This is a genomic window from Klebsiella sp. C283, assembly GCF_048822555.1.
Classification (GTDB): Bacteria; Pseudomonadota; Gammaproteobacteria; order Enterobacterales; family Enterobacteriaceae; genus Klebsiella; species Klebsiella quasipneumoniae.
Genome location: NZ_JBMEZS010000010.1, coordinates 40,405 through 67,404, shown reverse-complemented (window position 1 = coordinate 67,404; position 27,000 = coordinate 40,405). Strand labels below are relative to the sequence as shown.

Below are 27,000 nucleotides of genomic sequence, written 5' to 3'. Positions count from 1 at the left end.
CGCCCGCTGACCTTCTGCGCAGGCTGCCTGCCGCTTAATGCGCATGGAGATTATCTTCCGCCCACTGAATAAATGACTCTTTTGGCAGCGCTTTGCTGTACAGCCATCCCTGGGCGTACTGAACGCCATGCTGTCGCAGCCAGTCGCGCTGGCTTTCGGTTTCCACCCCTTCGGCGACGGTGGTCAGATTGAGCGCCTTGGCCATTTCAATAATGTGCGGCGTCAGCGGCCGGTACTCGAGGGTATCGACAAAGGATTTATCGATTTTCAGCGTGTCGACGTCCAGCTTCTGCAGATAGCTCAGACTGGAGTAGCCGGTACCGAAATCGTCAATCGAGATCCGATGGCCAGCCTGACGGTAGTGAGCGATCACCGGCATGGTGGTCTCCGGGTCGACAAACCCGCGCTCGGTGATCTCAAGGATGATCTGTTCGGCGGCGATCCCCCAGTGCTGCAGCTGATCGTGTAACAGCGTGGGCAGGGTGGGAGAGCGTAAGTCATCCACCGACAGGTTGATGGAGATATGCACTTCCGGCCGCTGCCTCAGCCAGGGGCCCAGATCGGCGAAAATTTTCCTGACGATATCTTCCGTCAGCTGGGTGATCAGTCCGGTCTGCTCGGCCAGGGGAATAAAGATATCCGGCGATAAATAGGTACCGTCGGGTTGCTGCCAGCGCGCCAGCGCTTCGGCTCCGGCGATTTTCCCGTCCTGCAATGAAATAATCGGCTGATAGTGAACCTGAATCGCCTGGGAATGGAGGGCGTCCAGCATACTGTTACGCGGTGAACGCAGGTGTCTCAGCAGGCGCAGCAGCAGCCAGGTGGCAAGCAGGCTGGTGAAGATGCCGGCCGGGAGCCAGAAGATCAACTGCTGCCGTATGTGCTGCTGCAGGGGCAGGGTGGATGACCAGGTCACAATGCCGGATCCCAGCTCGGGAATGCGCTGGATCCGGTAGACCGTATTATCCAGGGTAAGCATATTCAGGTGCGGGTCTTTAATCCGTTGCCAGGCCTTCGCCGGCAGCGGCTGGCTGCTGATCACCATTTTCAGATGGTCCAAACCAAACAGCATGCTATGGATCTTCTCCTCGCTGACGGGCGCCACATCAATGAAGGAGATGGGATCGATCATTACCATATGCTGCTGGCTGGCCATGGCCGTCATCTGGTGATTGAGGCCAAGATCGTTAATCGAGGTCAGCCAGGTGCGATAGCCGTCGGAGGCAATGTGGTCCGGTGGCGGGAAGGTCACCGCGACGCTATGGTCTTCCAGGGAGGAGCATTGCGGAACGGAATTCAGCAGCCAGAGCACTTCCTGAACGTAGCGGTGGGTATAGGCGATCCGGCGGAGGGTGAGCAGATGTTCAGGGCTACAGGAGGCGGCAGGGTGTGAGTCAGCCTCCCGCAGCGCTTCCCGGGCCTGATCGGCGACCTGCAGCGTGCGGGCGACGATGCGGTTGGAATAATCATCCAGTTCACGATAGAACTGCATTTTGGCCTGCCGCGCCGCCTGCCAGATGCTGAGCGAGATGGGCAGGATGATGGCCAGTATCAGCACCCCTGTAAACAGCGCCATCAGATGCCGGGTCCTCATGCCTGTGTCCTTATCGTTCGCCGGGTGTCATCAGTATATGCGAAAGATAAACCGGGCGCAGTGGGAGAAATCGCGCTGTGCGGGGAAAAAAACCGGCATCACAATAGCCTGCGATGCCGGGAGAGAAGGATGATTCCGATGCAGCAGAATAAAAATGAGGGTGTGAATGCCGGGCAGGATGTATTCCGGCATTCAGTCGCAGCATACGCTGCGCAGATGACAGCAATATGTTGGCTTAGTGCGCGTCTGGCGCCGTGATATCGGCGCTGATGCGCAGATCGTTCTCATCAAACACCATGCAGAAGCGGTCATCGAAGGCCAGATTAATCTTCTGCCACGGGCGGAAATGGACGTCGCCGGGCAGCAGAACCTTGACGTTATCGTGACCATAGCACTGGCCGAACAGGTAGGTATTGTTGCCCAGACGTTCCACCACTTCACATTGAAACTCCACCACGGTACCGGTGGAGACTTCAGGCGTGAGATGCTCTGGCCGGATCCCCAGCGTTACCGCGGCGCCAGGCTTAAGCGGTTGGGTGGCAACGTTCAGGGTGAGCTGATGATCCTGGGCGAGGGTGACCGTTAAACGCTCTGGCTGCCAGTCGCTGACGGTGGCGGGTAAAAAGTTCATCTTTGGCGAGCCGATAAAACCGGCGACGAATTTGTTGACCGGATTGTAGTACAGCGCCATCGGCGAACCCATTTGTTCAACCTTTCCGTAGTTCATAACCACGATTTTATCAGCGAGAGTCATCGCCTCCACCTGATCGTGCGTGACATACACCATGGTGGTCTTCAGCTCCTGGTGCAGGCGGGCAATATGCAGGCGCATATCGACGCGCAGTTCCGCGTCGAGGTTAGAAAGCGGCTCATCGAACATAAACACCCGGGGATTACGCACGATAGCGCGGCCTATGGCTACGCGCTGCCGCTGGCCGCCGGAGAGCTGCTTCGGTTTACGGTCCAGCAGGTGAGAGAGCTGCAGCGTTTTGGCCACCATTTCCACCTGGCGACGGATCTCCGCTTTCGGCACTTTATTCACCTTCAGCCCGTAGCCCATATTCTCCGCCACCGTCATGTGCGGGTAGAGCGCATAGGACTGAAAAACCATCGCCACGCCGCGGTGGGCGGGGACCACATCGTTCATCACCTCATCGCCGATCAGCACTTCCCCGTCGCTAACCTCTTCCAGCCCGGCAATCATACGTAACAGCGTCGATTTTCCACAGCCGGAAGGGCCGACGAAGACCGCAAACTCGCCATCTTCAATATCGAGATTGACCTGGTGCAGCGTCACCGTGCTGCCGAACCTTTTGGTGACATTCCTCAGTCGTATATTGGACATCCACATTCCCCGAAGTGAGTAGCCGTTGTTTGCCGTTGGCGTGTCGCTGAGTTGATTAAATTTGTATTACGTGTAACAAAACAGCGTGACGATATTCAACAGCGCTAAAATCATGTCCTGACTATAACTTCCGCGTTTTTTGCGCCATACAGCGGCGTTTCATTTCTGCAAGGATGATCACACAACTGGCAGCTTATGGTAGTTTTATCCCCAATCAAAGCGTAGCGTATAACAAAAGCGAATCAGCGTCTGTTTTCTATGTAACAACGCAGTTTGAAATGATTTTTTTTCTAACTGTCAGATGTGATTCAAATAAAAACCATTAAATTGTTATACCTTCACATGAGGTTGATAATGAAAAAGAACACGCTTGCTGCACTGATCCTTACCACCCTCGCGGCGGGGCAACTTACCAGCCTGCAGGCGCATGCCGCCGGGCAGCTCAACGTTTGGGAAGACATTAAAAAATCCACTGGCATCAAAACCGCGGTCAGCGATTTTGAGAAGCAGTACAACGTGAAGGTCAATCTGCAGGAGATGCCTTATGCCCAACAGCTGGAAAAGCTGCGCCTCGACGGCCCGGCGGGCATTGGGCCGGACGTGCTGGTGATCCCGAATGACCAGCTCGGCGGCGCCGTCGTTCAGGGGCTTCTCTCGCCGCTCAACGTCGAGCAGGCGAAACAGGATGCCTTTACGCCAGCCTCTATCAATGCCTTCCGCATGGACAACGCGCTGTACGGGATCCCGAAAGCGGTGGAAACCCTGGTGCTTATCTACAACAAGGACCTGATCGACAAGCCGCTGGACAGCCTGCAGGCCTGGCTGGACTACTCGAAGACCCAGCGTGAGCAGAACAAATACGGCCTGCTGGCGAAGTTTGATCAGATCTACTACAGCTGGGGAGCCATTGGCCCGATGGGCGGCTATATCTTCGCGAAGAACGACGGCGGCGGTTTCAACCCGCAGCAGGTGGGGCTCAATACTCCCGGCGCCGTGGAAGCCGTGACCTTCCTGAAAAAATTCTATGCCGAGAAGGCTTTCCCTGCAGGGATCCTCGGCGATAACGGGCTGAACGCCATTGATTCGCTGTTTACCGAGAAAAAAGCGGCAGCGGTGATCAACGGCCCCTGGGCCTTCCAGCCGTATGAAGCCGCCGGTATCAACTATGGCGTGGTGCCGCTGCCGACCCTGCCGGACGGCAAGCCGATGAGCTCCTTCCTCGGCGTTAAGGGCTACGTGGTATCGACCTGGAGTAAAGACAAGGCGCTGGCGCAACAGTTTATCGAGTTCATCAACCAGCCGCAGTATGTAAAAGCCCGCTATGTCGCCACCGGCGAAATCCCGCCGCTGAAGGCGATGATTGACGACCCGGTGATTAAAAATGACGAAAAGGCCAGCGCCGTCGCCGTACAGTCGGCGCGGGCGATGGCCATGCCGGGCATTCCGGAGATGGGGGAAGTGTGGGGGCCGGCTAATGCCGCGCTTGAACTGAGCCTCACCGGCAAGCAGGCGCCGCAGGCCGCGCTCGATAACGCGGTGAAACAGATCAAGATGCAGATCGAAGCGATGCAGGCCAGCAATCAGTAATTTACCGTCACGTGAAGTCACCGAGCGGGAGGGGGACCTCCCGTTTGTAGAAGGAGTCGAGTGTGAGCATCCATTCCAGCGAAAATTATAGCGACGCGCGCGGGCCCGGGCGCCATGCGTGGTGCGGCCTGCTGCTGGCAATCGTGCCGGGTTTCGGTCAGTTTTATCATCGCCAGTGGCTGAAGGGGCTGGTCTTCCTGGTGTTGTTGAGCAGCTTTCTGGGTATTTTTTATGACTTCCTGCGCGAGGGGCTGTGGGGGCTCTATACCCTGGGTGAAGAGGTGCCCCGGGATAACTCTATCTTCCTGTTAGCGGAGGGGATTATCAGCGTGCTGATCGTCGCTTTTGGCGTGCTGATTTATTTTCTCTCGCTGCGGGACGCGTGGCTGAACGGCAAAAAACGCGATGAGGGGGGCGCGCTGAACAGCGTGCGTAAGCAGTACCAGATGCTGCTGAGCGACGGCTTCCCGTACCTGATGATCACGCCAGGCTTTATTCTGCTGGTCTTTGTGGTGATCTTTCCCATTCTGTTTGGTTTCGCCATCGCCTTCACCAACTATAACCTGTACCACACGCCGCCGGCGAAGCTGGTGGACTGGGTGGGCCTGAAAAACTTCGTCAATATTTTCACCCTCTCCATCTGGCGCTCCACCTTCCTGGATGTGCTGCAGTGGACCGTGGTGTGGACGCTGCTGGCGACCACCCTGCAGTGTACGGTGGGCGTGCTGTTGGCGATTCTGGTGAACCAAAAAGATCTGCGCTTTAAGCCGCTGATCCGCACTATCTTTATTTTGCCGTGGGCGGTGCCGGGGTTTGTCACCATCCTCGTCTTTGCCGGGATGTTCAATGACTCCTTCGGGGTGATTAACAACGCGATCCTGTCATTCTTCGGCATCAGTCCAAAGGCATGGTTGACCGACCCGTTCTGGACCAAAACCGCGCTGATCATGATGCAGACCTGGCTTGGCTTCCCGTTTGTCTTTGCCATGACCACCGGCGTGCTGCAGGCGATCCCGGACGATCTGTATGAAGCGGCGACGATGGACGGCGCCAGCGCCTTTACCCGCCTGCGCACCATTACCCTGCCGCTGGTGCTGTACGCGATCGCGCCGATCATCATCACCCAGTACACCTTCAACTTTAATAATTTCAACATCATTTATCTGTTTAACAACGGCGGCCCTGCGGTGGCGGGATCTAACGCCGGCGGGACGGATATTCTGGTGTCGTGGATCTATAAGCTGACGATGTCCTCGTCGCAGTACGCCATCGCGGCGACCATCACTATCCTGCTGTCGATCTTCGTCGTCGGCCTGGCGCTGTGGCAGTTCCGCGCCACCAAATCCTTCAAAAATGACGACATGGCGTAAGGGAAGCAACATGGCTCAATCACCCAGTATTAAACGCGAAAAGTGGATCCGACTCTCTCTCACCTGGCTGGTGGTTATCCTGGTCTCGGTGGTGATTATCTATCCGCTGGTCTGGACCGTCGGGGCGTCGCTGAACGCCGGCAATAGCCTGCTGAGTACCTCGATCATTCCGGAAAATCTGTCGTTCCAGCACTATGCCGATCTGTTCAATGGCAATGTGAATTACCTTACCTGGTACTGGAACTCGATGAAAATCAGCTTCCTGACCATGGTGCTGACCCTGATTAGCGTCAGCTTTACCGCCTATGCCTTCTCCCGCTTCCGCTTTAAAGGGAGGCAGAACGGGCTGATGCTGTTCCTGCTGCTGCAGATGATCCCACAGTTTTCCGCGCTGATTGCCATCTTTGTGCTGTCGCAACTGCTTGGCCTGATTAACAGCCATCTGGCGCTGGTGCTGATCTACGTCGGGGGAATGATCCCGATGAACACCTGGCTGATGAAGGGGTATCTCGACGCGATCCCCAAAGATCTGGATGAGTCCGCCCGCATGGACGGCGCCAGCAGCTTTCGCATCTTTATCGAGATCATCATGCCGTTGTCGAGGCCGATCCTCGCGGTGGTGGCGCTGTTCTCCTTCACCGGCCCGCTGGGGGATTTCATCCTCTCCAGCACCATCCTGCGTACCCCGGATAAATACACCCTGCCTATCGGTCTGTATAACCTGGTGGCGCAAAAAATGGGGGCCAGCTACACCACCTACGCGGCGGGGGCGGTGCTGATTGCCGTGCCGGTCGCGATCCTCTATCTGGCGTTACAAAAATACTTCGTCTCCGGCCTGACCTCGGGCAGTACTAAAGGATAAGCACATGAAAAGATTTACACCCGCATGGCTTGCGGTTTGTCTGGCATGCAGTTTTTCCCCCCCTTCGCTGGCGGCGGACGCGCTTGAAACCCGCGCCTTTCAGGGCATGCCGGCGGACTTTATTAAAGGCGCGGATATCTCCACGCTGCTGGATGCTGAAAAGCACGAGGCGACCTTCTACGACCAGAATAACCAGCGTAAGGATCCGATCGCCATTCTGAAAGAGAACGGCGTCAACTATGTTCGCCTCCGCCTGTGGGTGGATCCACAATCGGCAAGCGGCGAGGGCTATGGCGGCGGGAATAACGATCTGGCCACGACCCTGGCGCTGGCGAAACGCGCGAAAGCCCAGGGAATGAAGCTGCTGCTCGACTTTCATTACAGCGATTTCTGGACCGATCCCGGCAAGCAGTTCAAACCGAAGGCCTGGGAAAAGTTGGATTACCCGCAGCTGAAAACGGCGATTCATGACTATACCCGGGATACCATCGCCCGCTTTAAGCAGGCGGGCGTCCTGCCGGATATGGTGCAGATCGGCAATGAGATCAATGGCGGTATGCTGTGGCCGGAAGGGAAAAGCTGGGGGCAGGGGGGCGGAGAATTCGACCGGCTGGCTGGTCTGCTGAACGCGGCCATTGATGGCCTGAAGGCGAACCTGCACAACGGCGAGCAGGTGAAAATCATGCTGCATCTGGCTGAAGGGACCAAAAACGATACCTTCCGCTGGTGGTTTGACGAAATAGAGAAACGCCATGTGCCGTATGACGTGATCGGTTTGTCGATGTACACCTACTGGAACGGGCCGATCAGCGCCCTGAAGGCCAATATGGATGACATCAGCAAACGCTATAACAAAGACGTTATTGTCGTCGAGGCGGCCTATGCCTATACCCTGGCCAATTGCGATAACGCGGAAAATAGTTTCCAGGCCAAAGAGGAAAAGGACGGGGGATATCCCGCCAGCGTGCAGGGACAATATCGCTATATCCACGATCTGATGCAGGCGGTCATCGATGTTCCCGACCAGCGCGGCAAAGGGATTTTTTACTGGGAGCCCACGTGGATTGCCGTTCCGGGAAATACCTGGGCCACCCCGGCGGGGATGAAATATATCCATGACGAATGGAAAGAGGGCAATGCGCGTGAAAATCAGGCGCTATTCGATTGCCAGGGAAAAGTATTGCCGTCGGTAAAAGTATTTAATTAATTTTTTGTCGTTCTTTTCAGGAAGTTTATTATGAATAAATTTGCACCTTTACATCCAAAGGTTAATACGCTGCTGCATGGCGCAGATTATAACCCGGAACAATGGGAGAATGACCCCGATATTATTGATAAAGACATTGCCATGATGCAGCAGGCAAAATGCAATGTGATGTCGGTGGGAATATTTAGCTGGGCGAAACTTGAGCCGCGCGAAGGGGTATTTGATTTCGCCTGGCTGGATACTATCCTCGATAAACTGTATGCCGCCGGCATTCATGTTTTTCTGGCCACGCCGAGCGGCGCGCGTCCGGCGTGGATGTCACAGCGCTATCCGCAGGTTCTGCGGGTGGGGCGCGATCGGGTGCCAGCCCTGCACGGCGGCCGTCACAACCACTGTATGTCATCGCCGGTGTATCGTGAGAAGACCCTTAAAATCAATACCCTGTTGGCGGAGCGCTATTCTGCGCATCCGGCGGTGCTGGGCTGGCATATTTCCAATGAATATGGCGGCGAATGTCATTGCGAGCGCTGCCAGACTCGCTTTCGCGACTGGCTGAAGGCGCGGTATCGGACCCTGGAGAATCTCAACCAGGCCTGGTGGAGCACTTTCTGGAGCCATACCTACAGCGACTGGTCGCAGATTGAATCGCCTGCGCCGCAGGGCGAGGTGTCGATCCACGGCCTGAATCTGGACTGGCATCGCTTTAATACCGCCCAGGTGACCGATTTCTGCCGCCATGAAATCGCCCCGCTGAAGGCGGCGAATGCCGCCCTGCCGGTGACCACCAACTTTATGGAGTATTTTTACGATTACGACTACTGGCAGCTGGCGGAGGTGCTGGACTTTATCTCCTGGGACAGCTATCCGATGTGGCATCGCGACAAAGACGAAACCGCGCTGGCCTGCTATACCGCGATGTATCACGACATGATGCGCAGCCTGAAGGGCGGCCAGCCGTTTGTGCTGATGGAGTCCACGCCGGGCGCCACCAACTGGCAGCCGACCAGCAAACTGAAGAAACCGGGGATGCATATTCTCTCTTCGCTGCAGGCGGTGGCGCATGGCGCCGACTCGGTGCAGTATTTCCAGTGGCGCAAGAGCCGTGGTTCGGTTGAGAAATTCCACGGCGCGGTGGTCGACCACGTTGGGCATATTGATACCCGCATTGGCCGTGAAGTCAGCCAGCTCGGCGAGATCCTCAGCAAGCTGCCGGCGGTGAGGGGGTGTCGCACCGAGGCGAAAGTGGCGATTATTTTCGACCAGCAGAACCGCTGGGCGCTTGATGACGCCCAGGGGCCGCGCAATCTGGGTATGGAGTATGAGAAGACGGTCAATGAGCACTACCGTCCGTTCTGGGAGCAGGGCATCGCCGTCGATGTGATTGACGCCGACGCTGATTTAACGCCGTATCGGCTGGTGATCGCCCCGATGTTATACATGGTGCGCGACGGCTTTGCCGGGCGGGCGGAGGCGTTCGTCGCCAGCGGCGGCCATCTGGTGACCACCTACTGGACCGGCATCGTCAACGAGTCCGATCTCTGCTATCTCGGCGGCTTCCCGGGCCCGCTGCGCAATCTTCTGGGCATCTGGGCGGAAGAGATCGACTGTCTGAATGACGGCGAGTTTAATCTGGTGCAGGGCCTGGCCGGGAATCAGTGCGGTCTTCAGGGCCCCTATCAGGTGCGCCATCTCTGTGAACTGATCCATACCGAAAGCGCGCAGACGCTGGCCACCTACCGGGATGATTTTTATGCCGGAAGGCCAGCGGTGACGGTGAACGGCTTCGGGAAAGGTAAAGCCTGGCATGTGGCCTCCCGCAACGATTTGGCCTTCCAGCGCGACTTTTTTGCCGCCCTGAGCAAGGAGCTGGCGCTGCCGCGGGCGATCGCGGCGGATTTACCGCCCGGAGTGGTGGCCACCGCGCGCACCGACGGTGAGAGTACGTTTGTCTTCCTGCAGAACTACAGCGCGCAAAGCCATACCCTGAGCCTGCCGCCAGGGTATCGGGATTGCCTGACCGACGCGGCGGTGTCGGACCCACTGACCCTGTCAGCATGGGATTGCCGTATTCTCCGTCGCCACGCGTAATCCTTATTCTCCACGCCTGCTCTGCCGAGCAGGCTTTTTTTTTATCTATTACCCTGGAGTTTATGATGGTGAGTTTAAAATCTTTCCTGCACTATTTCTCGCCTGCGCGTCCGGCACAGCCGTTAAGCGAAGCGGAAAAACAGCAAATCGAGGCGCTGATTCAGGCCTTCGGCGGTGAAGCGAATATTTCCCAAGTGGACGCCTGTATTACCCGTCTGCGGGTAACGGTTCGTCATCTGGCGGCCGTGGACTCTGACGCATTACAGCAGCAGGGCGCGCTGGGCGTCATTATTCTTGGTCAGCAGGTTCATGCTATTTTCGGTAAGCAGTCCGATGCGCTACGTCAATTGCTGGATGACCATTTTGCCGCGCGGAAATAAATAAAATGGGATAACCTGAAAACAGGTTATCCCGAAAATAAGACAAAGACAGCAGTGGCAATAATGATTACCGGAGGGTAATTAATGACCTTAGCGTTGGAGATATCAATAACGTATTTTTCTTACCAGAGCGATATTACCACCAGGCTTCAACCTGCACGCCGAAATTCCAGGTATTATTCGCCGTCTGGTCTTCAAATGGTTTACCATCTTCGGAATCATTCAGATACGACGCGAAAATACGTAATTCCGGACGTGACATAAAGTCCGGCCCGTCCGCCAGACCCAGAGCAATGGTATATTTCTCACCGGCCTGTTTGTAACTGGTGCCATTGTTGTAGCTGTCTTTCTGATAGAAACCGCCGACTTCGCCAATCAGGCGCACGTAGTCGGTGAACTGATACTGCCCGCGGGCGACCAGCGACAGCATCCGCGTTTTGTCGGTGTAGTCGGTAATATCATCCGCCGAGCCCCAGGTCAGAACGTGGTTGATGGAGAACTTCTCGGTAATGGGGATCAGACCGGTGTTAATCACGCGATAGCCGGTGGCGTCATTCACGTAGTTCCACATATCGTACCAGCCGCCGCCCTGGGAGACCATATTCTGCGCCAGCCCTTTGTTGGCATACTGCAGCACGGTTTTGTTATAGCCGCCCAGCATATCCTGACTGATTTCACCGGTTAGCATCACGCCATTTTCGGCATCGTACAGCCCGCCGTAGCTGTCCTGTTTTTTGGTGGTGTTCGGCATGGCGTAGTCGATGCCGAATTCGGTCCACGACCCGGACCACGGCTTCCATCCCGCATAGCGTAAATCGATATAGTTGATATTGACGTTGCTGTCGCCATCGACGCGATAGTCAACGTCGTTGGCATCGCCGCGGATCCACGCCAGCGAGACGGCGCCCGGGCCAAGGGTGTAGTTTTCCACCCCGGCCCCGGAGCCGGAAATGTTCCAGTATTTGGTATCGATGATGTGCAGATCGTGACGCTGATAGTAACGTTTGCCGCCCCAGATCACCGCATTCGGATCGCCCGGGATCAGCCCTTTGATCTGCAGATTCAGCTGACGTAAGCCGAACTGCGCGTCATCGTTCAACGTGGTTTCATTATCGTTAGAGCCATCGGAGACCATGCTGACCATGCTGTCGAGATAGAAACTGACATCATCTTTTTTGTAGACCTCGGAGCCCAATTCCAGTTCGCCATAGGTATCCGATTCGTTCCCCAACCGGCCCAGCTTGTTCTTTTGCCATTCCGCTTCGCTACCGTCGCCGGAGACCCCAACCCCGGCGCGCAAATAGCCATGAAAATCAACGGTCGGGATCGCAGCGGTAGCCGCAAAGGCGGAAGGGGTGATTAGCGCAGCGGCTAATGCTGTAGAAAGGGCGCGCAGTGTCGTATTCATCTCTATCCTCTTATTGTTTTGTATTACGTTCACATAACTGATGTAATAAAATGCCTAAATGTAACTTCAGGCAAACGAGATATGATTATTGTGTGACTAAGTGCAAATAATAACGCTGGTTTTTGTTGTGATGAGTGAGGTGATTCACAATTAACCTGTTTGTGAACGTAATACTTTTTGTGGTCTAATTTTGCGGTGAGAAGTGGCGGTGAGCGTTTTTTCAAATGGCCCCTGTTACAATCATGGGATAACAACATAAGGAACCGGACCATGAAGTCTAAAAGCGCTACTCTGGAAGACGTCGCACGTCATGCGGGTGTCTCTTACCAGACCGTGTCCAGGGTACTCAACAAATCTGCCAATGTATCCGAAGCGACGCGCCGCAAGGTGGAGAAATCGATAGAGGCTCTACGCTATGTGCCCAACCGGCTGGCGCAGCAGCTGGTGGGAAAGGAGAGCCAGACGGTGGGGCTGGTGACGATTTCGCTGGCCTGGCATGCCCCCTCCCAGGTGGCGGCGGCGGTAAAACGCTATGCCAATCTGGAAGGTTACCAGGTCCTGATTTCGATGATCGATGAGAGCGTCAACCAAAGCATCCAGGATTCCATCAATGAGCTGAAGTCTCAGAGGGTGGATAAGGTCATTATCAACGTGCCGCTGGAGACCGAACAGGCGCAGAAAATCGCCGCTGACAACGATGATATCGTCTGCCTGTTTCTCGATGTTGATCCCTACAGCTCCGTGTTTAACGTTTCGTTTAACCCGGCGGACGGCACCCGGGCCAGCGTCAAATATCTCTACGAGATGGGGCATCGGGAGATCGCGCTGCTGGCGGGGCCGGACAGCTCCGTATCGGCCAAACTGCGGCTGAAAAGCTGGCTGGAGACCCTGGATGGCTACGGTCTGAAGCCGGTGACCGTCCTGCACGGCAACTGGGATGCGCAAAGCGGCTATGCCGGCGCGCTGCAGATGCTGCGTGAAACGCCGAACTTCAGCGCTGTGCTGGTGGGCAATGACCAGATGGCGCTGGGGGTGCTCAGCGCCTTCCATCAGCATCAGGTGGCGGTGCCGGGAGAGAAATCGGTGATTGGCTATGACGATACCTACGAAAGCTCCTTTTTCTATCCGGCATTGAGTACGGTATCGCTGGACCTCGACCTGCAGGGTAAAGAGGCGGTGCGGCGGATCCTCGCCAGTACCAGCGGCGCGGCGCATACCTCATCCATCCTGCCGGCGCGCCTGGTGATTCGCCATTCCAGCGGCGCCAGAGTCGAGCAGGGGAAAGATCTGCAGGCCATCGCGGAGCAACTTCGCGCAATCGCTCACCGTCTGGCGCCCTGAAGCCAAAGGCGAGGAAACTCGCCTCTTTGTTATTACCCCTGCTATAACCATGGTTGATCTTTGTCGTGGAACGGCGTAACTTAATTGTTATGTTATAACATAATGACGAGGTCATCATGAAAGCCCATATCCATCCTCCCTATCGCACGGTGGTGTTTCACGACACCAGCGCCAATGAATATTTTAAAGTTGGCTCAACCATCCGCACCGAACGCGTGATTGAGCTCGACGGTGAGACGTATCCGTATGTGACGATCGATGTCTCATCGAAATCGCATCCTTACTACACCGGCAAACAAAAAACGTTCGCCAGCGAGGGTAGCGCGGCCCGTTTCCGCCAGCGCTTCGGCGGCTTTATTGATGCAAAAAGGAAGGCATGATGCAGGTCGTTAACTCATTACGCAGCGCCAAACAGCGCCACCCGGATTGCCAGCTGGTCAAACGCAAAGGGCGGCTGTACGTGATCTGTAAGAGCAACCCCCGCTTTAAAGCGGTGCAGGGGCGCAAAAAACGTCGTTAACGGAAGCTTTCCAGGGGACGGCGCTGCTGGCCGTCGGCGGTAAAATTGTCGGCGGCCAGCCATTGGCGCATGGCGCTATCCAGCTGCGGCCATTCGCCATCAATCACTGAAAACCAGTCCGTGTCCCGGTTGTGTCCTTTGCTCACCAGCGCCTGACGAAAACGTCCTTCGTACTGAAATCCCAGTCGCCTTGCCGCCCGGCCTGACGGCGTATTGAGGCTATTGCATTTCCATTCATAGCGACGGTAGCCGAGCGTCCCGAAAACATACTGCATCAACAGCCAGTGCGCTTCGGTGGCCATAGCCGTTCGGCTCAGCAACGGAGAGAAATGGACATGCCCCACCTCGACCACGCCGTGGTTGGCATCGATGCGCATTAACGCCAGCGACCCGACCGCCGTCCCGCGCTGCTGGTCAACGACGGCGAAATGGATAGGATCTGTCAGCATCGCAACCTGCGCCACCCAGGCGCTAAATTCAGCCAGACTGGTTTCCGGTTCGCGCAGCAGCCACGTCCAGCTGCGGGCGTCGGGCGCCAGCTGGTGGGCAGCAAACAGATCGCTGGCGTGGGCGAGGGTGAGCGGTTCGAGCCGACAGCGGCTGCCCTGAAGTACCTGCCGAGTTGGCCAGGGGCGGGGTTGCCAGTCGGGCAGCGCGGCGCCGAGCGCCTGTCCAAACTGATTGTATTCACACATTGCGGTTTCCTTATTGGGGATGTATAGGCAGCGTACGCGCTGGCTGGTTCCATAAAAAGTGCCACCAGAGTATGTTCTTATGGATCCACGAGGAGGTGACATGAACATACCGGACGATGCGTTTTATGGATTGGTGACGCAGGGGATGCGGCAGCGAACGGACGAAACCCTGCAGCGCGCCCTTTACCACACTTTGCGCCATGCCATCCTGCAGGGAACCCTGGCGGCCAGCTGCCGTTTGCCAGGATCGCGCGTGATTGCCGGTCGACTGCATCTGTCGCGCAATACAGTGAATGCCGCACTCGAGCAGCTGACGCTGGAAGGATACCTGACGCGAAGCCGTCAGGGGACGCAGGTTGTGCCGCTCGCCGCCAGCCGCCGGCAGGAGGTTAACGCGCCACCCGTTGTACTGTCTGAGCGGCTGCAGGGGCTGCCAGCCGCTATGCGCCGTGACTCGCCGGCGCTGCCGTTTACGCCTGGCATGCCGGCGGTGAACTATTTCCCGCTGCCGCTGTGGCGGCGATTAATGGATAAAGCATTGCGCGACGAGGGCAGCATGCTGCTGGGTTACGGTGAGGCCGCGGGCGATCCCCAACTGCGGGAGGCGATCGCTCGCCATCTGGCGCTCTCCCGGGGTATTCAGTGCGATATCCGGCAGATCGTCATCACCGAGGGGGCGCTGGAAGGGGTCAACTTATGCGCCTCGCTGTTGACCAACCCGGGCGACACCGTGTGGCAGGAAGAGCCGGGATACCTGGGCGCCAGGAGTGGTTTCCAGCGGGCGGGGCTGCAGGTCTGCGGGATGGCCGTCGATCATGAAGGGATGTGTATGGCCAACGGCGCGGCAGAGCCACCCCGGCTGATTTTCACTTCTCCCTCTCATCAGTATCCCCTTGGGAGCGTTATGAGCGCCGCGCGGCGTCTGGCGCTGGTGGAGTATGCCCATCGGCACGGCGCGTGGATTGTGGAGGATGACTACGACAGCGAGTTTCGCCACAGCGGAGAGCCGATCCCGGCGATGCTGGGAATGGTCCCGGATGCCCCGGTGGTCTATCTCGGCACCTTCAGCAAAACCCTTTTTCCGGCGCTGCGTATCGGTTTTATGGTAATGCCGCCCGCGCTGGCGGATGCCGCTCAGGAGGCCATTGGCGCGCTGCTGCGCGGAGGGCACCGCGCTGAACAGCGAGCGCTGGCCAGTTTTATCGAGAAGGGGCACTATGCGCGTCATCTGGCGGCGATGCGTCGTCTGTACCGCAAACGTCAGCAGCTGCTGCGCGAGGCGCTGGCGCAAGAGATCACCGTGCCGTGCGAAGTCCTTGGTGGGGAAGGGGGGCTCCATCTGACGCTGGCCATAGAGGGGATCGACGATCGCGCGATAGCGCAGCAGGCGCGTCAGTTTCAGCTGGCGCCCGCTGCGCTAAGTCATTTCTATCTCGACCCGCGGCGGGGGCGGAGCGGGCTGGTGCTGGGGTATGGCAATACTTCTGCTTCCCGCTATCCGCTGGCGCTGCGGACGCTGAATCGTCTTATTGCGCAGTACCGGCTCGGGTCAGCGTAAAGACATCGTAAAAGGAGAGATCGCCTTTGGTGTCGACCATTTTTTTAAGCTGCGCCTTCTGCTCGCTATCGACGTCCGGCGACTGCAGGATACGGTCGATCAGCTGTCGGGGGACAAAGCGGGTGTTGTACCATTCGCCGTTGTAACACACGCGAAAGTCGAGGACGTCGATATCTTCGTAACGATAGCGTGGATAGACGTCAAAGAAGAAAAAAGCGTTGAACAGGATGAACAGCACCACCAACAACCAGACCGAATCCACCAGCGTTTCAGAGCGCAGCATCACCACCAGCGTCGCCAAAAATGCGGCATACATGGCAACAAACAGGCCCGGATGGTTACGGATAAAACTGATGCTAAAACGCGGGCGATTATCGCGTTTTTCCTGCACGTTCAGTTCGTCAATGGTGTGAGTTAGCAGGCGTTGTATTTCTGTCATCTTGGTCCCCGAATTCTGCAATAAGCCTGCACCGTGCGCCCGGTGGCTCGGGCGTGGCAGGCTCAGCCTGAAGGCTATTTTATGTTGCAGTATTCTGCGGAGAAAGTAACAGATCAGTTACAGAAAAGCATAACAGTTACGCATTTGGCGGCGGAAGGCGCTTGATGATCTGCGCCGGGTTGCCGCCGACAACGGTACTGGCGGGGACGTCTTTAGTGACCACCGCTCCGGACGCGATGACCGCATTATCGCCAATGGTCACCCCGGGATTGATCACCGCCCGACCGCCAATCCACACATTGTGGCCAATGGTCACCGGTTTGCCATATTCCTGGCCGCTGTTTCGGGCCTCAGCATCCAGCGGATGGGTGGCGGTATAGATATGGACGCCCGGGGCGAGCATGCAGTTATCGCCAATATGGATAGGGCAGACGTCCAGCATCACGCAGTCAAAATTGGCGTAAAAACCGGCGCCGAGAAAGATATTGTAGCCGTAGTCGCAGCGAAAGCTTGGCTCGATATACGCATCGCCAGCGCGACCGAGCAGCTCGGCGAGAATACGCTGACGTTCTTCCTGCGCATCCGGGGCGGAATGATTATAACGGTGCAGCAGCTGTCTGGCGCGCAGGCGATCGGCGCGTAGCGTTGGGTCGCCAGATAAATAGAGCTCACCGGCGATCATTTTGCGTTTTTCTTCACTCATTGGTCTTCCTTATACCTGACGTTAGATGGCCAAAGCAGTATAAAAAAGAAACCGGTTACAGGTTTGCTGTTGGCTAAATGATGTGATGACTATCACAAAGATACCCTGCTGAGGCTGGCGATGACCGTCCGGTCAGCAGACCGCGTCGGGCGCGGTAATTAGCGGATAAATTTCCAGACGGACGTCGGGATCTTATCGTACAGCTTATTCATGGTCAGTTCAGCCAGACGATGATCGGCGGCTGAGTAAAATACCGCCAGCTCATTATCAGAAAGTTCATATTTGTTTTTTTCAATGACGCGCTCCAGCGTGTCAATTGTCTGGCAACGGCGTAAGCGCATCAAATAGTCTGTTTTAGTTAATGGCTTATCAGACATAATTCCACCTTTTGATTGTAATAATCCTAACACGAAAGACTGGCCGGATTTTCCCGGCTGGCGTTGACAAAACAACGAAATAACCGATTACCGGATTTTTTCCACTTTTGCAAATCCGTAGAGTTAATGCCGTAGTTACTGAACAACGTAAATGTATCGTCCAGATATTCGTCAACCTGAGCGATCAGCTTATTATCCTCAGCGTACTTAATTTTATAATTAAGGGCGAACGTGGCAATGTGCTCGATCAGTTCATTTAACTGGAGATTGACAGCCGATGTCGGGTCGTTGACCCAGCCATGGTTGCTCTCTTCCAGGTTTGCAAGGCAGTCATGATACAGCGTTTCGCAGAGAAAGCGTAGTTGTGCGATATCATGTCTTTTTGGCGAGTATTCGTCCATAACGCATCCCCTTTTGAGTGGTTTAAACGACGACTAACAAACACCGTTGTGGGATGAACACGACTAACTGACCTGACACTAACTGAGTAATCCTGCTGATTTAACTATAATCCACTCTCCAACAGATTTCATCGTGCTATTACGAAAAATTACAATTATCAGAGAGAAATTATCTTAAAAAGAGACGAATTAATTTCTCCGGCCCGGGCGCGCAGCCTGAAAAATAGAGATGTCTTATCAATCATTGGCTTAAGGCAGGCAGTCGTCGCGTTCAGAAACCGCCGGCCGTGATGATATTAGGATTATTCCTGGTAAATGAGCGTAAGAGGATCCTAAGGGCTAAACAGCGTGATAGATATAGCCGGGAACACATCAATATATATTAAATGCAGCGCGAAAAATAAACAATGGCAATATGTGCCCTGTGGGTAATGATCAAAAAAAGGGCCGCGGTAGCGGCCCTTTGTTCATCAGTGCAGATTAATGATGCTCAACCTGATGGCTGTGCTCAATATCTTCCGATTTCTTACTAAAGCGGCGTCGAACCACCACAAAGAACACCGGCACGAAGAAGATTGCCAGGATCGTCGCGGTCACCATCCCGCCCATTACGCCTGTACCTACAGCGTTCTGCGCACCGGAGCCCGCTCCGGAGCTGATAACCAGCGGCATAACCCCAAGGATAAACGCCAGGGAGGTCATCAGGATTGGACGCAGACGCATACGTACCGCTTCAAGCGTCGCCTCAATCAGCCCTTTGCCCTCTTTCTCCATCAGGTCTTTGGCGAATTCAACGATCAGTATCGCGTTCTTCGCCGACAGGCCGATGGTGGTCAACAGGCCGACCTGGAAGTAAACGTCATTGGTTAAACCGCGGAAGGTGGCGGCTAACAGCGCGCCGACCACACCCAACGGTACGACCAGCATGACCGAGAACGGAATCGACCAGCTCTCATACAGCGCTGCCAGACACAGGAAGACGACAATCAGCGAGATGGCATACAGGGCAGGGGCCTGGTTACCGGACAGCCGCTCCTGATAAGACATCCCGGTCCAGTCGTAGCCAATACCCGACGGCAGTTTACCCGCCAGCTCTTCCATCAGGCTCATCGCCTCACCGGTACTCTTGCCTGGCGCTGCCTGGCCAAGAATTTCCATTGATGGCAGACCGTTGTAGCGTTCCAGACGCGGCGAACCGTATTCCCAACGCGAGGTGGAGAAGGCGGAGAACGGCACCATCTGGCCATCACTGCCGCGAACATACCACTTGCCGATGTCTTCCGGCAGCATACGGTATTTCGCTTCGGACATGATGTACACTTTCTTCACGCGGCCGCGGTCGATAAAGTCGTTGACATAGCTTCCGCCCCAGGCGGCGCCCAGCGTGGTGTTAATGTCGCTGATGGAGACGCCCAGCGCCTGGGCTTTTTCCTGATCGATATCGACTTTGAACTGCGGTGTATCTTCCAGACCGTTAGGACGCACGCCGGTCAGCACGTCAGGATGCTGCGCCACCATGCCAAACAGCTGGTTACGTGCCTGGGTCAGTTTTTCGTGTCCCAGGCCGCCCTGGTCAATCAGCTGGAAGTCAAAGCCGGTCGCGGTACCCAGTTCAACGATAGCCGGCAGGTTAAAGGCGAAGACCATCGCGTCTTTAATCTGCGAGAAGTAGCCCATCGCCCGACCGGTGATCGCTTCAACTTTGTTTTCGTCGCCTGGACGCTGGCTCCAGTCTTTCAGCGAGACGAACGCGATACCGGTGTTCTGGCCGCGGCCGGCGAAGCCGAAGCCGTTAACCGCAAACACGGATTCCACGTTGTCCTTCTCTTTGGTGAGATAGTAATTCGTCATCTCATCCAGCACTTTCTGCGTGCGCTCCTGGGTGGCGCCGGCAGGCAGTTGGGCCATACTCAGGAACACCCCCTGGTCTTCGTCCGGCAGGAACGAGCTCGGCAGACGAACGAACAGCCACGCCATACCCACCACGATGATCAGATACAGCACCAGATAACGACCGGTGCTGCGCAGAATGTTGCCTACGCTGTCGGTGTAATGGTGCGTGCTCTTATCGAACATGCGGTTAAACCAGCCGAAGAAACCCGTGGTCGCGCCATGGCTGCCTTTCTGAATAGGCTTCAGCATCGTGGCGCACAGCGCCGGCGTCAGGATCAGCGCGACCAGTACCGATAGCGCCATCGCGGAAACGATGGTGATGGAGAACTGGCGATAGATGGCCCCGGTTGAGCCGCCGAAAAACGCCATCGGGATAAATACCGCCGACAGCACCATGGCGATACCTACCAGCGCGCCCTGAATCTGCCCCATCGATTTACGCGTCGCTTCTTTCGGCGGCAGGCCTTCTTCGGCCATGACGCGCTCGACGTTCTCGACCACCACGATGGCGTCATCCACCAGCAGGCCGATGGCGAGCACCATCCCGAACATCGTCAGGGTGTTTATCGAGAAGCCAAACGCCGCCAGCACCGCGAAGGTCCCTAACAGGACCACCGGCACCGCGATGGTCGGGATCAGGGTGGCGCGGAAGTTCTGCAGGAACAGATACATCACCAGGAAGACCAGGATGATCGCTTCCACCAGCGTTTTAACCACTTCGTGAATAGAGATTTTCACGAACGGGGTGGTGTCATACGGGTAAACGATTTTCATCCCCGACGGGAAAAACGGCTCCATCTTCGCCAGTTCAGCGCGGATCGCGTTGGCGGTATCCAGCGCGTTCGCGCCGGTAGCCAGTTTAATACCCAGACCGGACGCAGGCTGGCCGTTATACTTCGCCACCACGTCATAGCTTTCGCCACCCAGTTCAATTTTGGCGACATCACGCAGACGAACCTGGGAACCATCCTGGTTCACCTTCAGCAGAATGTTGCCAAACTCTTCCGTATTGGTCAGACGCGTCTGTGCGACGATGGAGGCGTTGAGCTGCTGGCCTTTCACCGGCGGCGTACCGCCTAACTGACCAGCGGCGACCTGGGCGTTCTGCGCTTTCAGCGCGCTGATCACGTCCACCGGCGTGAGCTGGAAGTTATTCAGTTTATTCGGATCCATCCAGATACGCATCGCGTACTGGGAACCGAACAGCTGAACGTCGCCGACGCCGCTGGTACGGCTGATCGGGTCCTTCATGTTGGCCGCCACGTAGTCCGAAATGTCGTCCTGGTTCATGGTGCCGTTGGTGTTAATAACGCCGACAACCATCAGGAAGCTGCTGGACGCTTTCTCAACGCTGATCCCTTGCTGCTGTACTTCTTGCGGCAGCAGAGGGGTGGCCAAGGCCAGCTTGTTCTGAACCTGAACCTGGGCGATGTCTGGATCGGTACCGGATTCGAAGGTCAGGGTGATGGTCGCCGTACCGGTGGAGTCGCCATTCGAGGACATGTACATCAGGTGATCGATACCGTTCATATTCTGTTCGATAACCTGAGTCACGGTGTTCTGCACGGTTTCGGCGTCAGCACCGGGGTACATGGCGGTAATGGAAATTGCTGGCGGCGCAATCGTCGGATATTGCGCCACCGGCAATTTGAGGATCGATAATCCCCCAGCCAGCATGATGATGATGGCGATCACCCATGCAAATATGGGGCGATCGATAAAGAAATTAGGCATGTCTTAACGGCTCCTGTTTAAGTTAAGACTTGGTTTGTTCTGATGGCGCGTTGCCTGCGGCTTGCTGTTTATCATCAGAAGCTACTTCCTGCGCTTTTACCTGCACGCCTGGTTTGATTTTTTGCAGGCCGGTGACGATAACGCGATCGCCGGATTTCAGACCGTCAGTGACCAGCCATTTATCGCCAATCGCTTGAGAAGCAGTGACCTGGCGGACTTCGACCTTATCGCCTTCACCCACTACCATGACGCTGGCGTCACCGCGCGGCGTACGGGTCACGCCCTGTTGCGGCACCAGCAGGGCGTCAGGGTTAACCCCTTCTTCCAGACGCGCGCGGACAAACATCCCCGGTAACAGGGTGTGATCCGGGTTGGGGAAAATGGCGCGCAGCGTGATAGAGCCGGTGGTCTGGTCGACGGTCACATCCGAGAACTCCAGGGTGCCGGACTGCGGATACTTAAGACCGTCGTTAGTCACCAGCTCCACTTTCGCTTTACCGTTTTCCTGTTTCAGACGGCCATCGGCCAGCTCCTGTTTCAGGCGCAGGAAATCATTGCTCGACTGGGTGACGTCAACATAGATCGGATCCAGCTGCTGAACGGTTGCCAGAGCGGTTGACTGACCATTCTGCACCAGCGCCCCTTCGGTCACCGCGGATTTACCAATGCGGCCGCTGATCGGCGAGGTGACTTTGGTGTAGGCCAGATTGATGCGCGCGGTTTCCACGGCCGCTTTCGCCGCGACCACGGCCGCATTGCTCTGCTGCGCCGTCGCGACGGCGGTATCGTAGTCTTGTTGACTGATATACTTAGTGCCTAACAGTTTCTGATAACGCTTGACCGTCAGTTGATCCATGTTTGCCGCCGCCTGGGCTTTTGCCAGGTCGCCTTTGGCGCTGTCATAGCTGGCCTGATAGGTGGCTGGATCGATCTGATACAGGGAGACGCCGGCCTGGATATCGCTACCTTCGACGAAGTTACGTTTCAAAATAATGCCACTGACCTGAGGGCGGACTTCCGCAATGCGATAGGCGCTGGTGCGGCCTGGCAGTTCGGTGGTCATTTGTAGAGGTGCGGATTTGAGCGTCACAATACCGACTTCCGGCATGTGCTGGGCTCCCTGTTGAGCCGGTTTATCGTCACATCCTGTTAGCGCTAAGCTGCCTGAGAGCATCAGAACGACCGCCAGAGGCGTTAACCCTCTGTTTTTGTTCATATGTAAACCTCGAGTGTCCAATTTCAAAATGTTCAGTGGCTCAAACAACCACAAACCCACTACAGTCTTTCTATTATGGTCGTGCTATGGTACATACATTCACAAATGTATGTAAACGTAACCTCTGTAAAGTCATTAACCTATGGCACGAAAAACCAAACAACAGGCACGTGAAACCCGGCAACTGATTCTGGATGTTGCTCTGCGTCTGTTTTCGCAGCAAGGCGTATCATCTACCTCGTTGGCAACAATTGCAAAAGCTGCGGGTGTAACGAGGGGGGCTATCTACTGGCATTTCAAGAATAAATCAGATTTATTCAACGAAATTTGGGAGCTGTCAGACGCCAGTATTAGCGATCTCGAAATTGAGTATCGGGCAAAATTCCCTAACGATCCACTCTCAGTTATCAGGGAGATATTAGTCTATGTTCTTGAAGCGACGGTGACAGAGGAGCGCCGTCGGTTGATGATGGAGATTATCTTCCATAAGTGTGAATTCGTCGGTGAAATGACCGTGGTGCAGCAGGCCCAGCGGCAGTTATCCCTGGCGAGCTACGAACGCATCGAGCAGACCTTGAAAGAGTGCATCGCCGCGAAGCTGTTGCCCGCCAATTTACTCACCCGGCGAGCGGCGATTTTAATGCGCAGCTATCTTTCCGGCCTGATGGAGAACTGGCTGTTTGCCCCCGACTCGTTCGACCTGCATGCGGAAGCGCGCGACTATGTCGCCATCCTGCTGGAGATGTATCAGTTCTGCCCCACGCTGCGCGGCCCGGAGAACCTGTCAGCGTAAACGTCGCGCGCGGGGGGACGTGAATTTTTAGCGCCGTTCGCCGCTATTCGCCAGCGATGAGAAGTGCTATTCTTCGCGCTTGCGACGACCCCCGGTATTCTCCGGCATTTGCATTCATTCATATTAACTATGCTGCACACGATCTCCAGGCAACGCGCCACGTTCATCACTATCATTATGCTGCTCTGTTTTATTGGCCTTTTCAGTCCAGTTCAGGGCCGCGCCGCGGACCTCCCTGACCGGGCGGAAGTGCAGAGTCAGCTCAATACATTAAACAAGCAAAAAGAACTGACTCCGCAGGACAAACTGGTCCAGCAGGATTTGACCCAGACCCTGGAAACGCTGGATAAAATCGATCGCATCAAGAGCGAGACGACGCAGCTCCGCCAGCAGGTCGAGCAAGCCCCGGCGAAGCTGCGCCAGGCGGTGGACAGCCTTAACAATCTGAGTGATGTCCCGAACGACGACGCGACGCGCAAAACGCTGAGCACGCTCTCCCTGCGTCAGCTGGAATCGCGCGTCACCCAAACGCTGGACGATCTGCAGAATGCGCAAAACGACCTGGCGACCTACAACAGCCAGTTGGTTTCCCTGCAAACGCAGCCGGAACGCGTGCAAAATGCGATGTACAAAGCCTCCCAGCAGCTGCAGCAGATCCGCAATCGTCTGAATGGCACCTCGGTGGGGGATGAGACTCTGCGTCCGACCCAGCTGGTGCTGCTGCAGGCCCAGCAGGCGTTGCTTAACGCGCAGATCGAGCAGCAGCGCAAGAGCCTCGAAGGCAATACGGTGCTGCAGGATACCCTGCAGAAGCAGCGTGACTACGTCACCGCCTGGAGCAACCGGCTGGAGCATCAGCTGCAGTTGCTGCAGGAGGCGGTGAACAGCAAGCGGCTGACGCTGACTGAGAAAACCGCCCAGGAGGCGGTCACGCCCGACGAAACGGCGCGTATTCAGGCCAACCCGCTGGTCAAGCAGGAGCTGGATATCAACCACCAGCTGAGCGAGAAACTGATTCAGGCGACGGAGAACGGCAACCAGCTGGTGCAGCGCAATATTCAGGTGAAGAACTGGCTCGACCGCGCCCTGCAGTCTGAGCGGGATATTAAAGAGCAAATTTCCGTGCTCAAGGGCAGCCTGCTGCTGTCGCGCATTCTCTACCAGCAGCAGCAGACGCTGCCGTCGGCGGATGAGCTGCAGGATATGACCAATCGCATTGCCGATCTGCGGCTCGAACAGTTCGAGGTGAATCAGAAACGCGACGCGCTGTTCCAGAGCGATGCCTATGTCGCTAAGCTGGAAGAGGGGCACAGCGCCGAAGTAAACGATGAAGTGCACGCCGCGCTGCTGGAAGTGATCGACATGCGCCGGGAGCTGCTCGACCAGTTCAATAAACAGCTGGGGAATCAGCTGATGATTGCCATCAACCTGCAGATCAACCAGCAGCAGCTGATGAGCGTCTCGAGCAGCCTGAAAGAAATTCTGACCCAGCAAATTTTCTGGGTGAACAGCAATAAACCGATGGACTGGGAGTGGATTAAGGCCTTCCCGGAAGCGCTGAAAGGTCAGTTTAAGGCGATGAAAATCACCGTGAACTGGGAAAAAGCGTGGCCGGCGGTGTTTGTCGCTTTTCTTGCCGGATTACCGCTGCTGCTGATTGCCGGCCTGATCCGCTGGCGTTTGCAGTGGCTCAAGGATTATCAGGCAAAGCTTGCTTCCCAGGTAGGCCAGCTGCGCAATGATACCCAACTGCATACGCCGAAGGCGATCCTTATCGACCTGATCCGCGCCTTACCGGTGGTGCTGGTGATTCTGGCGATTGGCCTGATCTTACTCACCATGCAGCTCAATATCAGTGCTCTACTGTGGGCATACAGTAAAAAGCTGGCGATGTTCTGGCTGGTGTTTGGCCTGTGCTGGAAAGTGCTGGAAAAGAACGGCGTAGCGGTCAGCCACTTTAATATGCCGGCGCAATTGACCAGCCACTGGCGACGGCAGATTGTTCGCGTCAGCCTGGCGCTGCTGCCGCTGAATTTCTGGTCGGTGATTTCCGAGCTGTCGCCGCTGAACCTGATGGACGACGTGCTGGGGCAGCTGGTGATTTTCTTCAACTTACTGCTGATAGCGGTGCTGGTCTGGCCGATGTGCCGGGAAAGCTGGCGCGATAAAGAGTCGCACAGCCTGCGCCTGCTGACGATCACAGTGCTGTCTATCGTTCCGGTGGCCCTGATGGTGCTGACGGCGACCGGCTACTTCTACACCACGCTGCGCCTGGCGGGACGCTGGATCGAGACCGTCTATCTGGTCATGATCTGGAACCTGCTGTACCAGACTGTACTGCGCGGCCTGAGCGTGGCGGCGAGGCGCATCGCCTGGCGCCGGGCGCTGGCGCGCCGTCAGCATCTGGTGAAGGAGGGCGCGGAAGGCGCCGAGCCGCAGGAGGAGCCGACTATCGCCCTCGAGCAGGTCAACCAGCAGACGTTACGCATCACCATGCTGGTGATGATCGCGCTGTTCGCGGTCATGTTCTGGGCGATTTGGTCGGATTTGATCACCGTTTTCGCCTACCTCGACAGCATTACTCTCTGGCATTACAACGGCACCGAGGCAGGGGCCAGCGTGGTGCGCAGCGTCACGATGGGCAGCCTGCTGTTTGCCATTGTGGCGTCGATGGTTGCCTGGGCGCTGATCCGCAACCTGCCGGGGCTGCTGGAGGTGCTGGTCCTGTCGCGGCTCAACATGCGCCAGGGGACTTCCTACGCCATCACCACCATTCTTAACTATGCGATTATCGCCATCGGGGCGATGACGGTATTCGGGTCGCTGGGCGTCTCATGGGATAAACTGCAGTGGCTGGCGGCCGCGCTGTCGGTTGGTTTAGGTTTTGGTCTGCAGGAGATCTTCGGTAACTTCGTCTCCGGCCTGATTATTTTGTTCGAACGTCCGGTGCGCATTGGGGATACGGTGACTATCGGCACCTTCTCCGGTACGGTAAGCAAAATCCGTATTCGCGCCACCACCATCACCGACTTCGATCGTAAAGAGGTGATCATCCCGAACAAGGCGTTCGTTACCGAGCGCTTGATCAACTGGTCGCTCTCCGACACCGTGACCCGCGTGGTGATCCGCCTCGGCGTCGCCTACGGTTCCGATCTGGATAAGGTGAAGGAGGTGCTGCTGAAGGTCGCGCACGATCATCCGAAAGTGATGCAGGAGCCAGCGCCAGCGGTCTTCTTCACCACCTTCGGGGCCAGTACCCTGGATCATGAACTGCGTCTGTATGTCCGTGAACTGCGCGATCGCAGCTACACGGTGGATGAGCTCAACCGCGCCATCGACCGTCTGTGCCGGGAGAATGACATCAACATTGCCTTTAACCAGCTGGAAGTCCATCTGCGAAATGAAAAGGGCGACGAGGTCACGGAAGTGAAGCGGGACGGAAAGGGTGACGATTTAGCTCCCTCCGTCGCGTCTTAACTGAAAAGGGGC

At 56.3% G+C, this 27,000-nt stretch carries 23 protein-coding genes; 13 read left to right on the top strand and 10 right to left on the bottom strand.

The window, feature by feature from the left end:
• Nucleotides 1-34: 34 nt before the first annotated feature.
• Both ACOI7Z_RS19720 and ACOI7Z_RS19715 read right to left on the bottom strand, forming a co-directional pair.
• Complete coding sequence (locus ACOI7Z_RS19720) at nt 35-1,594, bottom strand: EAL domain-containing protein (RefSeq protein WP_086075273.1); 1,560 nt, start codon at nt 1,592-1,594, stop codon at nt 35-37.
• A 235-nt stretch (nt 1,595-1,829) separates the two neighbouring features.
• Entirely contained in the window at nt 1,830-2,939 is a 1,110-nt protein-coding gene (locus ACOI7Z_RS19715; RefSeq protein ID WP_420702435.1) for an ABC transporter ATP-binding protein, read from the bottom strand.
• A gap of 354 nt (nt 2,940-3,293) precedes the next feature.
• Here ACOI7Z_RS19715 and ACOI7Z_RS19710 point away from each other — a divergent pair, with 354 nt between their 5' ends.
• The 6 genes from ACOI7Z_RS19710 (at nt 3,294) to ACOI7Z_RS19685 (ending at nt 10,433) form a co-directional block, all read left to right on the top strand.
• On the top strand, nt 3,294-4,526 hold the full coding sequence (locus ACOI7Z_RS19710; protein ID WP_017898899.1) for a maltodextrin ABC transporter substrate-binding protein: 1,233 nt from the start codon (nt 3,294-3,296) through the stop codon (nt 4,524-4,526).
• Nucleotides 4,527-4,588: 62 nt separating this feature from the next.
• Nucleotides 4,589-5,896: a carbohydrate ABC transporter permease gene (locus ACOI7Z_RS19705; protein WP_023288634.1), complete on the top strand. Its 1,308-nt coding sequence runs from the start codon at nt 4,589-4,591 to the stop codon at nt 5,894-5,896.
• Between the two features lie 10 nt (nt 5,897-5,906).
• The gene (locus tag ACOI7Z_RS19700; RefSeq protein ID WP_004204761.1) at nt 5,907-6,758 is read left to right on the top strand and encodes a sugar ABC transporter permease; all 852 of its coding nucleotides are present in this window, start codon (nt 5,907-5,909) and stop codon (nt 6,756-6,758) included.
• Between the two features lie 4 nt (nt 6,759-6,762).
• Nucleotides 6,763-7,965 (top strand): glycoside hydrolase family 53 protein, encoded by a 1,203-nt coding sequence (locus tag ACOI7Z_RS19695; RefSeq protein WP_087849723.1) that lies wholly within the window; start codon nt 6,763-6,765, stop codon nt 7,963-7,965.
• 30 nt (nt 7,966-7,995) lie between these two features.
• Nucleotides 7,996-10,053, top strand: coding sequence for a beta-galactosidase (locus tag ACOI7Z_RS19690; protein ID WP_087849724.1), 2,058 nt, complete (start codon nt 7,996-7,998; stop codon nt 10,051-10,053).
• 65 nt (nt 10,054-10,118) lie between these two features.
• Complete coding sequence (locus ACOI7Z_RS19685; RefSeq protein ID WP_087849725.1) at nt 10,119-10,433, top strand: glucose PTS transporter subunit EIIB; 315 nt, start codon at nt 10,119-10,121, stop codon at nt 10,431-10,433.
• A 136-nt stretch (nt 10,434-10,569) separates the two neighbouring features.
• Here ACOI7Z_RS19685 and ACOI7Z_RS19680 read toward each other — a convergent pair whose 3' ends face one another.
• Nucleotides 10,570-11,841, bottom strand: a complete 1,272-nt coding sequence (locus ACOI7Z_RS19680) for a maltoporin (protein WP_023288638.1) — start codon at nt 11,839-11,841, stop codon at nt 10,570-10,572.
• A 270-nt stretch (nt 11,842-12,111) separates the two neighbouring features.
• Between ACOI7Z_RS19680 and ACOI7Z_RS19675 the strand changes: the two genes are divergently transcribed.
• From ACOI7Z_RS19675 to ykgO, 3 genes are all read left to right on the top strand, one after another.
• Nucleotides 12,112-13,182, top strand: coding sequence for a LacI family DNA-binding transcriptional regulator (locus tag ACOI7Z_RS19675; protein WP_023288639.1), 1,071 nt, complete (start codon nt 12,112-12,114; stop codon nt 13,180-13,182).
• Between the two features lie 116 nt (nt 13,183-13,298).
• On the top strand, nt 13,299-13,562 hold the full coding sequence (locus ACOI7Z_RS19670) for a type B 50S ribosomal protein L31 (protein ID WP_004204754.1): 264 nt from the start codon (nt 13,299-13,301) through the stop codon (nt 13,560-13,562).
• Entirely contained in the window at nt 13,562-13,702 is a 141-nt protein-coding gene (gene ykgO / locus ACOI7Z_RS19665) for a type B 50S ribosomal protein L36 (RefSeq protein ID WP_002892018.1), read from the top strand. The genes ACOI7Z_RS19670 and ykgO overlap by 1 nt, the downstream gene beginning before the upstream one ends.
• On the opposite strand, the gene ACOI7Z_RS19660 is transcribed toward ykgO, so the two are convergent.
• Complete coding sequence (locus tag ACOI7Z_RS19660; protein ID WP_087849726.1) at nt 13,699-14,397, bottom strand: GNAT family N-acetyltransferase; 699 nt, start codon at nt 14,395-14,397, stop codon at nt 13,699-13,701. The genes ykgO and ACOI7Z_RS19660 overlap by 4 nt on opposite strands.
• Before the next feature lie 100 nt (nt 14,398-14,497).
• Here ACOI7Z_RS19660 and ACOI7Z_RS19655 point away from each other — a divergent pair, with 100 nt between their 5' ends.
• Complete coding sequence (locus tag ACOI7Z_RS19655) at nt 14,498-15,955, top strand: PLP-dependent aminotransferase family protein (protein WP_087824767.1); 1,458 nt, start codon at nt 14,498-14,500, stop codon at nt 15,953-15,955.
• On the opposite strand, the gene ACOI7Z_RS19650 is transcribed toward ACOI7Z_RS19655, so the two are convergent.
• Nucleotides 15,924-16,394, bottom strand: a complete 471-nt coding sequence (locus ACOI7Z_RS19650) for a YlaC family protein (protein WP_023288642.1) — start codon at nt 16,392-16,394, stop codon at nt 15,924-15,926. The two genes, ACOI7Z_RS19655 and ACOI7Z_RS19650, sit on opposite strands and share 32 nt — an antisense overlap.
• A 33-nt stretch (nt 16,395-16,427) precedes the next feature.
• On the opposite strand from ACOI7Z_RS19650, the gene ACOI7Z_RS19645 reads away from it, so the two are divergent.
• Complete coding sequence (locus tag ACOI7Z_RS19645) at nt 16,428-16,559, top strand: hypothetical protein (RefSeq protein WP_032428629.1); 132 nt, start codon at nt 16,428-16,430, stop codon at nt 16,557-16,559.
• Here ACOI7Z_RS19645 and maa read toward each other — a convergent pair.
• The 5 genes from maa to acrA all read right to left on the bottom strand — a co-directional run bounded on the left by maa (nt 16,531) and on the right by acrA (nt 22,718).
• A complete protein-coding gene (gene maa, locus ACOI7Z_RS19640; protein ID WP_023288643.1) occupies nt 16,531-17,097 on the bottom strand; it encodes a maltose O-acetyltransferase in 567 nt (188 codons plus the stop codon). The two genes, ACOI7Z_RS19645 and maa, sit on opposite strands and share 29 nt — an antisense overlap.
• Nucleotides 17,098-17,255: 158 nt before the next feature.
• Nucleotides 17,256-17,474 carry an HHA domain-containing protein gene (locus tag ACOI7Z_RS19635; RefSeq protein ID WP_002892050.1) on the bottom strand — a complete coding sequence of 73 codons (219 nt, stop codon included), beginning with the start codon at nt 17,472-17,474 and terminating at the stop codon, nt 17,256-17,258.
• 26 nt (nt 17,475-17,500) lie between these two features.
• On the bottom strand, nt 17,501-17,875 hold the full coding sequence (gene tomB, locus ACOI7Z_RS19630; RefSeq protein ID WP_002892066.1) for an Hha toxicity modulator TomB: 375 nt from the start codon (nt 17,873-17,875) through the stop codon (nt 17,501-17,503).
• Between the two features lie 480 nt (nt 17,876-18,355).
• Nucleotides 18,356-21,502: a multidrug efflux RND transporter permease subunit AcrB gene (acrB, locus tag ACOI7Z_RS19625; RefSeq protein ID WP_023288644.1), complete on the bottom strand. Its 3,147-nt coding sequence runs from the start codon at nt 21,500-21,502 to the stop codon at nt 18,356-18,358.
• 22 nt (nt 21,503-21,524) lie between these two features.
• The gene (acrA, locus tag ACOI7Z_RS19620) at nt 21,525-22,718 is read right to left on the bottom strand and encodes a multidrug efflux RND transporter periplasmic adaptor subunit AcrA (protein ID WP_023288645.1); all 1,194 of its coding nucleotides are present in this window, start codon (nt 22,716-22,718) and stop codon (nt 21,525-21,527) included.
• 142 nt (nt 22,719-22,860) lie between these two features.
• Between acrA and acrR the strand changes: the two genes are divergently transcribed.
• Both acrR and mscK read left to right on the top strand, forming a co-directional pair.
• Entirely contained in the window at nt 22,861-23,511 is a 651-nt protein-coding gene (gene acrR / locus ACOI7Z_RS19615) for a multidrug efflux transporter transcriptional repressor AcrR (RefSeq protein WP_023288646.1), read from the top strand.
• A 129-nt stretch (nt 23,512-23,640) separates the two neighbouring features.
• Nucleotides 23,641-26,988 (top strand): mechanosensitive channel MscK, encoded by a 3,348-nt coding sequence (gene mscK / locus ACOI7Z_RS19610; RefSeq protein ID WP_087849727.1) that lies wholly within the window; start codon nt 23,641-23,643, stop codon nt 26,986-26,988.
• Nucleotides 26,989-27,000 lie beyond the last annotated feature (12 nt).

What these genes read in the sequence shown, in the direction of transcription:
- ACOI7Z_RS19690 (WP_087849724.1), top strand. Translation starts at nt 7,996, where the DNA reads ATGAATAAATTTGCACCTTTACATCCAAAGGTTAATACGCTGCTGCAT.
- ACOI7Z_RS19720 (WP_086075273.1), bottom strand. Translation starts at nt 1,594, where the DNA reads ATGAGGACCCGGCATCTGATGGCGCTGTTTACAGGGGTGCTGATACTG.
- ACOI7Z_RS19700 (WP_004204761.1), top strand. Translation starts at nt 5,907, where the DNA reads ATGGCTCAATCACCCAGTATTAAACGCGAAAAGTGGATCCGACTCTCT.
- ACOI7Z_RS19670 (WP_004204754.1), top strand. Translation starts at nt 13,299, where the DNA reads ATGAAAGCCCATATCCATCCTCCCTATCGCACGGTGGTGTTTCACGAC.
- ACOI7Z_RS19680 (WP_023288638.1), bottom strand. Translation starts at nt 11,841, where the DNA reads ATGAATACGACACTGCGCGCCCTTTCTACAGCATTAGCCGCTGCGCTA.
- ACOI7Z_RS19635 (WP_002892050.1), bottom strand. Translation starts at nt 17,474, where the DNA reads ATGTCTGATAAGCCATTAACTAAAACAGACTATTTGATGCGCTTACGC.
- ACOI7Z_RS19695 (WP_087849723.1), top strand. Translation starts at nt 6,763, where the DNA reads ATGAAAAGATTTACACCCGCATGGCTTGCGGTTTGTCTGGCATGCAGT.
- mscK (WP_087849727.1), top strand. Translation starts at nt 23,641, where the DNA reads ATGCTGCACACGATCTCCAGGCAACGCGCCACGTTCATCACTATCATT.
- acrR (WP_023288646.1), top strand. Translation starts at nt 22,861, where the DNA reads ATGGCACGAAAAACCAAACAACAGGCACGTGAAACCCGGCAACTGATT.
- acrA (WP_023288645.1), bottom strand. Translation starts at nt 22,718, where the DNA reads ATGAACAAAAACAGAGGGTTAACGCCTCTGGCGGTCGTTCTGATGCTC.
- ACOI7Z_RS19715 (WP_420702435.1), bottom strand. Translation starts at nt 2,939, where the DNA reads ATGTCCAATATACGACTGAGGAATGTCACCAAAAGGTTCGGCAGCACG.
- acrB (WP_023288644.1), bottom strand. Translation starts at nt 21,502, where the DNA reads ATGCCTAATTTCTTTATCGATCGCCCCATATTTGCATGGGTGATCGCC.
- ACOI7Z_RS19710 (WP_017898899.1), top strand. Translation starts at nt 3,294, where the DNA reads ATGAAAAAGAACACGCTTGCTGCACTGATCCTTACCACCCTCGCGGCG.
- ACOI7Z_RS19660 (WP_087849726.1), bottom strand. Translation starts at nt 14,397, where the DNA reads ATGTGTGAATACAATCAGTTTGGACAGGCGCTCGGCGCCGCGCTGCCC.
- ACOI7Z_RS19655 (WP_087824767.1), top strand. Translation starts at nt 14,498, where the DNA reads ATGAACATACCGGACGATGCGTTTTATGGATTGGTGACGCAGGGGATG.
- ACOI7Z_RS19650 (WP_023288642.1), bottom strand. Translation starts at nt 16,394, where the DNA reads ATGACAGAAATACAACGCCTGCTAACTCACACCATTGACGAACTGAAC.
- ACOI7Z_RS19675 (WP_023288639.1), top strand. Translation starts at nt 12,112, where the DNA reads ATGAAGTCTAAAAGCGCTACTCTGGAAGACGTCGCACGTCATGCGGGT.
- maa (WP_023288643.1), bottom strand. Translation starts at nt 17,097, where the DNA reads ATGAGTGAAGAAAAACGCAAAATGATCGCCGGTGAGCTCTATTTATCT.
- tomB (WP_002892066.1), bottom strand. Translation starts at nt 17,875, where the DNA reads ATGGACGAATACTCGCCAAAAAGACATGATATCGCACAACTACGCTTT.
- ACOI7Z_RS19685 (WP_087849725.1), top strand. Translation starts at nt 10,119, where the DNA reads ATGGTGAGTTTAAAATCTTTCCTGCACTATTTCTCGCCTGCGCGTCCG.
- ykgO (WP_002892018.1), top strand. Translation starts at nt 13,562, where the DNA reads ATGCAGGTCGTTAACTCATTACGCAGCGCCAAACAGCGCCACCCGGAT.